The 6,668-nt window shown below is 69.3% G+C and carries 8 protein-coding genes and 1 pseudogene; 8 read left to right on the plus strand and 1 reads right to left on the minus strand.

What is annotated here, in order from left to right; all coding sequences use genetic code 11:
• Together G6030_RS16305 and G6030_RS15770 are read left to right on the plus strand one after the other, a co-directional pair.
• Window positions 1–229, plus strand: a pseudogene (locus G6030_RS16305) (hypothetical protein); the annotation flags it as partial.
• Window positions 230–298: 69 nt separating this feature from the next.
• Window positions 299–1,444, plus strand: a complete 1,146-nt coding sequence (locus G6030_RS15770; protein ID WP_007627761.1) for a nucleotide pyrophosphatase/phosphodiesterase family protein — start codon at window positions 299–301, stop codon at window positions 1,442–1,444.
• A 27-nt stretch (window positions 1,445–1,471) separates the two neighbouring features.
• On the opposite strand, the gene G6030_RS15775 is transcribed toward G6030_RS15770, so the two are convergent.
• Window positions 1,472–2,140, minus strand: a complete 669-nt coding sequence (locus tag G6030_RS15775) for a serine/threonine protein kinase (protein ID WP_175285244.1) — start codon at window positions 2,138–2,140, stop codon at window positions 1,472–1,474.
• Between the two features lie 318 nt (window positions 2,141–2,458).
• Between G6030_RS15775 and G6030_RS15780 the strand changes: the two genes are divergently transcribed.
• The 6 genes from G6030_RS15780 to G6030_RS15805 form a co-directional block, all read left to right on the plus strand.
• Window positions 2,459–2,752, plus strand: a complete 294-nt coding sequence (locus G6030_RS15780; RefSeq protein WP_007627757.1) for a hypothetical protein — start codon at window positions 2,459–2,461, stop codon at window positions 2,750–2,752.
• A gap of 4 nt (window positions 2,753–2,756) precedes the next feature.
• Window positions 2,757–3,659: a hypothetical protein gene (locus tag G6030_RS15785; RefSeq protein ID WP_007627756.1), complete on the plus strand. Its 903-nt coding sequence runs from the start codon at window positions 2,757–2,759 to the stop codon at window positions 3,657–3,659.
• 5 nt (window positions 3,660–3,664) lie between these two features.
• Window positions 3,665–4,645 (plus strand): hypothetical protein, encoded by a 981-nt coding sequence (locus tag G6030_RS15790; RefSeq protein ID WP_139019086.1) that lies wholly within the window; start codon window positions 3,665–3,667, stop codon window positions 4,643–4,645.
• Complete coding sequence (locus tag G6030_RS15795; RefSeq protein WP_007627754.1) at window positions 4,642–5,127, plus strand: hypothetical protein; 486 nt, start codon at window positions 4,642–4,644, stop codon at window positions 5,125–5,127. The genes G6030_RS15790 and G6030_RS15795 overlap by 4 nt, the downstream gene beginning before the upstream one ends.
• A 94-nt stretch (window positions 5,128–5,221) precedes the next feature.
• Window positions 5,222–6,403 (plus strand): zinc-dependent alcohol dehydrogenase, encoded by a 1,182-nt coding sequence (locus tag G6030_RS15800; RefSeq protein WP_007627751.1) that lies wholly within the window; start codon window positions 5,222–5,224, stop codon window positions 6,401–6,403.
• Window positions 6,400–6,668 (plus strand): histidine phosphatase family protein (locus G6030_RS15805; protein WP_182643759.1); only part of this gene is annotated, 269 nt, incomplete at its 3' end. The genes G6030_RS15800 and G6030_RS15805, both read left to right, overlap by 4 nt.

Genomic DNA, 6,668 nt, shown 5'->3' on the forward strand with positions numbered 1-6,668 from the left:
GTCGCTCACGCCGCCCACCGAAGCCACCGCCGACACCACCCCGGACCCGAACCCGAATCCGGACTCGAACGCGGCCCCGGGCCGGGCCCCGCGTGAGCGTATGACCCCCGCCGCGGCCAGCCGCTGGTGGGAACGCAACAAACCCACCGACAGCACCCTGGAGAAAGCCATCCTCCACGCCCTCCACGAGCACCTCGACGAACTCCTCCAACCACCACCACCCTTCTGAGGCAGTCGCCACGGCGGGCGAGCCGCCGGTTACCGCCCTCACCAGGGGCGGATGAGGGATGGTGAAGTCATGACAGAGATCCCTCTCGAGCCCTCCGCCCATTCGCTGGCCGATGTCATGCCGTCTGTCGCTGCGTCGCTGGGCTCCGGCCACCACAACCCGCTCGCGATAGCGCCAGCTAGCGATGCCGTCCTGGTTCTCGTCGATGGTCTCGGCGCCGAGCTGATCCGCAGGTACGCCGCCGACGCCCCGACGCTCGCCGTCATGTCCTCCCGGATGATCTCCGCGGGCTTCCCGGCGACGACCGCGACCAGCCTGACGAGCCTCGCCGTAGGCGCTCCGTGTTCCAAGCACGGGCTCGTGGGGTACAGCTTCCGAATCTCGGACGACGCCGACGACACCGCCGTCTCGTTCAATCCGTTGCGCTGGACCCTCGACTCGGCTGACGGCCCGTCGGCGATGGATCGCTTCCCACCGCGGAGAATCCAGCAACGGTCGAGCCTGCTCGAACATCTCGCCTCAGACGGCGTCGACGTCACCTACGTGATGCGTGAGGAGTTCCGCGAATCAGGACTGACCCGGGCGGCTTTCCGGGCGGACGGGGGATTCCGCTCTGCTGTCTCCCTCGACGAGGTGAAGCAGGGAGTGATCAACGCTGTGGGCCGCCCCTCGCGATCCAGGCGCTTCGTCTACGCGTACTACGGCGACCTCGACCTCATCGGACACATCCACGGCCCCGGCTCTCCGGAGTGGCTGGAGTCGCTCCGCGCTGTCGACGCCTTCATCGCCGACCTCGCCACCGATCTCCCCCGCGACTGCAGGCTCATCGTCACCGCGGACCACGGAATGGTCAACGCCGAGACCGTCGTCGATATCGACCACACGCCCGCCCTCCTCGCCGATGTCGAAATCGTCGCCGGCGAAGCTCGCGTCCGTCACGCGTACGCACGCCCGGGCGCAGCGGACGACGTCCTCCACGCGTGGCGAGCCGAACTGGCCGGTCACGCCCGCGTGATCAGCCGCGAGCAGGCCATTGACGAGCGTCTCTTCGGTCCCGATCGCACCTACGCCGACCGGCTCGGTGATGTCATCGCCATCGCGAGCGGCGGCGTCATCCTCTCGCGGTCGGAGCACGAGCCGATGGAGTCGTCCCTCCTGGGCCACCACGGCGCCAACACCGCGGCGGAGCAACACATCCCGCTCATCCTCCGGTGATCCCGGCGTCGGCGCCCCACGCCGGCGTCAGCAGGTCACGAGAACCGACGGATCGCTGGTGGTGTCCAGCCACCGACCGTAGGCCGGGGGCCCTGCCGCGCGGACATCTGCGCACAGTTCCTGTCGGGTGTAACCCGACGCCCGGTAGACGGCGTAGATGACGTTGCCGTTCTCGTCGCGCGGCCGCAGTGACGGACACGCCATGTCCGTGCGTAGGTAGGACGCTCCCGGGAACCTGGCCAAGGCAGACGCGATCTCCTGGGCGTAAGAGCCCGGGGTGACCGCAGAATAGAGGACGACGATCCCCCGGCCGTCACACGCCGGCCGGGACATCGGTGTGTCGAGTCCCAGGTCACCGACGGTCGCGGCGGGTTGCGGCGCGGCCGGCGCCCTCGGGGCCGCCGGCGCCGCCTGTGGAGTCGGCGCGGACGGCGAGCTCGGCGCCTCCGCCGACGGGACGACCGGGCTCTCCGTCGCTACGGGAGCCGTGATGGGAGCCGCACCGGGCGCAGCGGTGGGCTGATCGTCCTGCGACGCGACGAGGTAACCGACCCCCGCTGCGAGCACGAGGAGCAGCACCACGACGATCCCGCCCAGCACCCATACCGCAGTGTTCCGACCCGGCGACCGGAGGTCGTTGTACGGCGCGTACCGCCAGTCATCGGAGTCCCAGCCGTTCCCGGGCGATCTGGTCATGTCCACCACCGTCGACAGGGCCGGGTCTCCGACCGATTCCGTCTGAATGACGATTATTTTATCCGCGGCGGGGTCCAAAAGTCTTCGAATCGAGCCAGGGAGGCGTGGAACCGAACCGGCAATCCCGCGCGTCGAACAGGGTGCACGGAAATACGGCCAACAGCGACGCCACCACGGCCAGCGAGGCGGATATGAGAACGCGGGTATGAGAACGACGACGACGAGCGCCACCAGAGCACCAGGCTGCTTCCACCGGGATGCGCGGGACCGTCAGGGGGAATCGGCGCGGATGGTGGTCGGACCCACGGTGGGGCCACGATGACCGGGCCTCTCGACGTCACCCCGGTCGAGCTGACGGATCTCGCCCGGCGCGTGGCCGGATACGGCGACCAGATCGGCGGGATCACCCCGGAGGGCGACCTCACCGCGCTGGCGAATGCCGTGAGGGGCAGCAGGGTCGCGGCCATCGCGAGCACGCTCGGCGCGCGGCTGAGCCAGTCCGCCGACAGGCTGAGCTCTGACTTGTCGGAGGAGGCGGGCCGCCTCCGGACCGCGACCGGGGTCATCGTCGCTGCGGACGGCGACAACGCCGCGATGTTCGGCGGGAGGTGAACCGGTGCCGATACGGGTCAGCGACGCACTCGCGTGGCAGGTGGACGACGCAGAATCGCGCCTGAGCGCGGTCCGCGCGGGTATCACCGCGACGGATGACGTCGCGGACCGGCTGCGGGACGATGCGGAGAGGGTGCTGGACGGGATGGAGGGTCAGTCCGTCGACGCGGCGCGCTCATCGGTTCAGGATCTGCGTAGGCGCACATTCGCACTCGGCGACGACCTGCGCAGCACCGCGAATCCGCTCTCGTCGTTCGCTCGATCCGTTGCCATCCACCGTGATCGGCTGCAAGCGGGCGTGGAGGCGGTACTCCGACAGGGGGCGACCGTCGCGGAGGACGGGAGCGTGGTGTGTCCTTCCGACATGGAGGCGACCCGGGTGCGAGAACTCCGCGAGCTCGAAGTGACCGTCAAGGACGCGCTCGGTGCGATCGACTCTCTGGACGTCGAGACGGCGGACAAGCTCACCCGTCTCTACGAGACCATTGCCGACCACAGCAACAACGTCGATGCCAAGACGATCACCGTCGGCGTGGTGAACTCGGTGATGACGGAACCACTGGCCGCCGCGATCGCCGCCGGCGACGACGGACTGCGCAGCACCCGGGTCGTCGCCAAGGGGCTCGGCCCGTTCGGGTCTGCGCTGAGCTTCGTGGCCGGGGTGTACGGCGCGCCGGAGGACGAGCCGTTGACGGAGACGCTCGCCGCCGAGGGCGCCGGTCTCGGAGCGGGGCTCGCGGCGAGCGTCGTCGGTTCCGCCGTAGCGGGTGGCCTGGCCGGAAGCATCGTTCCCGGCGCGGGGACGGTGGCCGGAGTACTCGGGGGCATCGTCCTCGGCACGATTGCCAGCGCCAAGGCGTCCACGCACCTCCGCGACCGATTCGACGACCAGCGGCAAGGTGGGTGAGGGTGATGTCCCAACCAGCACCGGACTCTGCCGCCCGGACCATCGAGTGGACCTACCGCGTCGCCCAGAACCCTCGTTGGCTGCTGGCGTTCGCGGCCCTGTGTTGGTACGCCGGACAGGTCATATGGGCTGCCACGTCGATCGACGTCTGGTGGTTTCTCGGTGTCATCGACCCGGTGCGCGCCGCGTACTCCGAGCGGCCCGACCCCGTGGAGCTCGCGTATCTCGGGTCCAATGCGATGGTCGCCGTGCTCGTTCCGACCGCCACAGGTTTCGTCCACCTCAGGACTCCACCCCGAATCGATGAACCCCGAACACCGATTCCCGCATACGGGCACTGGCGCCTCCACATTCCTTTCGTGGTCGCGATGACGCTGAGCTCATGGGCGCTGATCCACTGGTTCTCCGATCCCGACTACGACAACCTCTGGTCTCAGGTCTCGGCCTACGTGGCCCTGGCGATCGGGTGGGCGGGCATGACCCTGGTCGGCTGGTCCCTCGTCGCCGGAGGTCACCGTCGCGCGCTCGTCTTCACACCCGGGGCGCTGCACTACACGCGCGGGTACTTCCAGGCCACCATCCCGTGGGACTCCGTCACCGCACTCCGACCCGTGTGCGACGCCAACATCAAGAACGGGGGCCCTGGCGAGATTCACCGGCCCTCCCACCGCAATATCCGCGCGGGGGTCCAGATGTTCGTTCGCGAAGGAGTGGAGACCAGAAGGAAGACCATGCTCTTCCGTATCGACGATCAGGACGTGATCGGCGTGGACTGCTCCGGTTACAAGATCGAGCCGAACACTCTCATCAACGCCATCTACCTCCTCGTGGAGAACCCCGGGCTCCGGCCACTGCTGGACACTCCCGAGTGCGCCGAGTTCTTCGTGGGTCCGGACTGGAACACGCGTCGGACGATGCGCGTCGGCGATCGGTGGGATCGGACCACGGGCGAGATCGTTCGCGCCGAAGAAGGGGACACGCCATGACGACGCTCACCGAGTTCCTCGAGGCCGGCGGCAGGGTTCTCGAACCGCTGGACGACCCCTCCCTCGCCCGGCTCGACCCCGGCGACGGGTGGCAGCTACTGGACCAGAACGAACCGGTGCCGAACGTCGCGATCTGGGCACACCCCCGGTTGTATCGCGAGGGGTTCCAACCGACCGTCATCATCTCGCTGGCACGCGTCACCCCCGCGGTCGACCTCGGAACGTTGCTGGACCGGCTCGACGACACGGCCGCGACGCTCGAACGATGGCGGGTGCGGGCCGCCGACAGGGTGGTGGACGACCGGGGTCGACTGGTCTCGGACACCCTCGGCGGGTTCCGCGTGGGCCCTCACGAGCTCACCGCGTCGACGATCGCCACCGTGTGGCAGGAGAGCGGCGCGACGGTGCTGCGTCAGGTGGTGGTCACGACCTTCACCGACCAGGTGACGACGCACTCGGGCGTCCTGCGGACGCTGGGCTGACCGGGCGCGTCCACCGGATGCGGGCCGACGGGGTCGTTACTACGGTCGGGAGTATGCGTGAAGGCGCATAGCACGACCAGAGAGGAGCCCGAATATGAAGGCAGTCACCTGGCACGGCAAGCGCGACGTCCGCGTCGAGGACGTCCCCGATCCCAGGATCCAGGAGCCCACCGACGCGATCGTCAAGATCACCAGCACCAACATCTGCGGTTCCGACCTGCACCTGTACGAGGTCCTCGGGCCGTTCATGCACGAGGGCGACATCCTCGGCCACGAGCCGATGGGGATCGTCGAGGAGGTCGGCGCCGAGGTGACCGACCTCAAGCCCGGGGACCGGGTGGTGATGCCGTTCCAGATCTCCTGCGGGCACTGCTACATGTGCGACAAGGGCCTCAACACCCAGTGCGAGACCACCCAGGTCCGCGACCAGGGCATGGGCGCGATGCTGTTCGGGTACTCCGAGCTGTACGGCAGCGTCTCCGGCGGGCAGGCCGAGTACCTGCGCGTGCCCCAGGCGCAGAACACCACCATCAAGGTGCCGCATGAGCACGCCGACGACCGCTACCTCTACCTGTCGGACGTCCTGCCCACCGCGTGGCAGGCGGTCGACTACGCCGAGATCCCCGACGGCGGCACGGTCGTCGTGCTGGGCCTGGGGCCGATCGGTGACATGGCGGCCCGGATCGCCGCCCACCACGGGCACCGCGTCATCGGTGTGGACCCCGTCCCCGAGAGGCGGGCACGCCAGGCCCACCGCGGCGTCGAGGTCATCGACCCCACGGACGTCCCCGGCGAACTGGGCGACGTCATCCGCGACATGACGGGCGGGCGCGGCCCCGACTCGGTCGTCGACGCCGTGGGCATGGAGGCCCACGGCTCCCCCGCCGCCAGCGCCGCGCACGCGGCCGTGGGCATGCTGCCGAAGTTCCTCGGCAAGAAGATGATGGAGAACGCCGGCGTCGACCGGCTCGACGCATTCTACTCGGCGATCGACATCGTGCGCCGCGGTGGAACGATCTCCCTGTCCGGCGTGTACGGCGGAAGCGCCGATCCCCTGCCCATGCTCACGCTGTTCGACAAGCAGATCACGCTGAAGATGGGCCAGGCCAACGTCAAGCGCTGGGTGCCCGACATCATGCCGCTGCTCACCGACGACGACCCGCTGGGCGTCGACGACTTCGCGACCCACCGGCTGCCGCTGGCGGACGCCCCGCGCGCGTACGAGATGTTCCAGAAGAAGCAGGACGGCGCAGTGAAGGTGGTCCTCCAGCCGTGACAGAACTCGCGCGGCTCCTGCTGATCCGCCACGGACAGAGCATCGGCAACGTCGCCGACGACCGCGCCCGCGCCGCGGGCGCACACCGCCTCGACCTCGACCACCGTGACGCCGACACCCCGTTGTCGGACGTCGGGGGCGGCCAGGCGCGCGCGGTGGGCGCCTGGCTCGGCGAGCTACCGGAGGAGCTCCGGCCCACCGTGTGGCTGACCTCGCCGTACCGCCGGGCGGCCGACACCGCGTCCCTCGCGCTCGAGTCGGCGGG

This window comes from Dietzia sp. E1, from assembly GCF_014145015.1.
Lineage (GTDB): Bacteria > Actinomycetota > Actinomycetes > Mycobacteriales > Mycobacteriaceae > Dietzia > Dietzia cinnamea_A.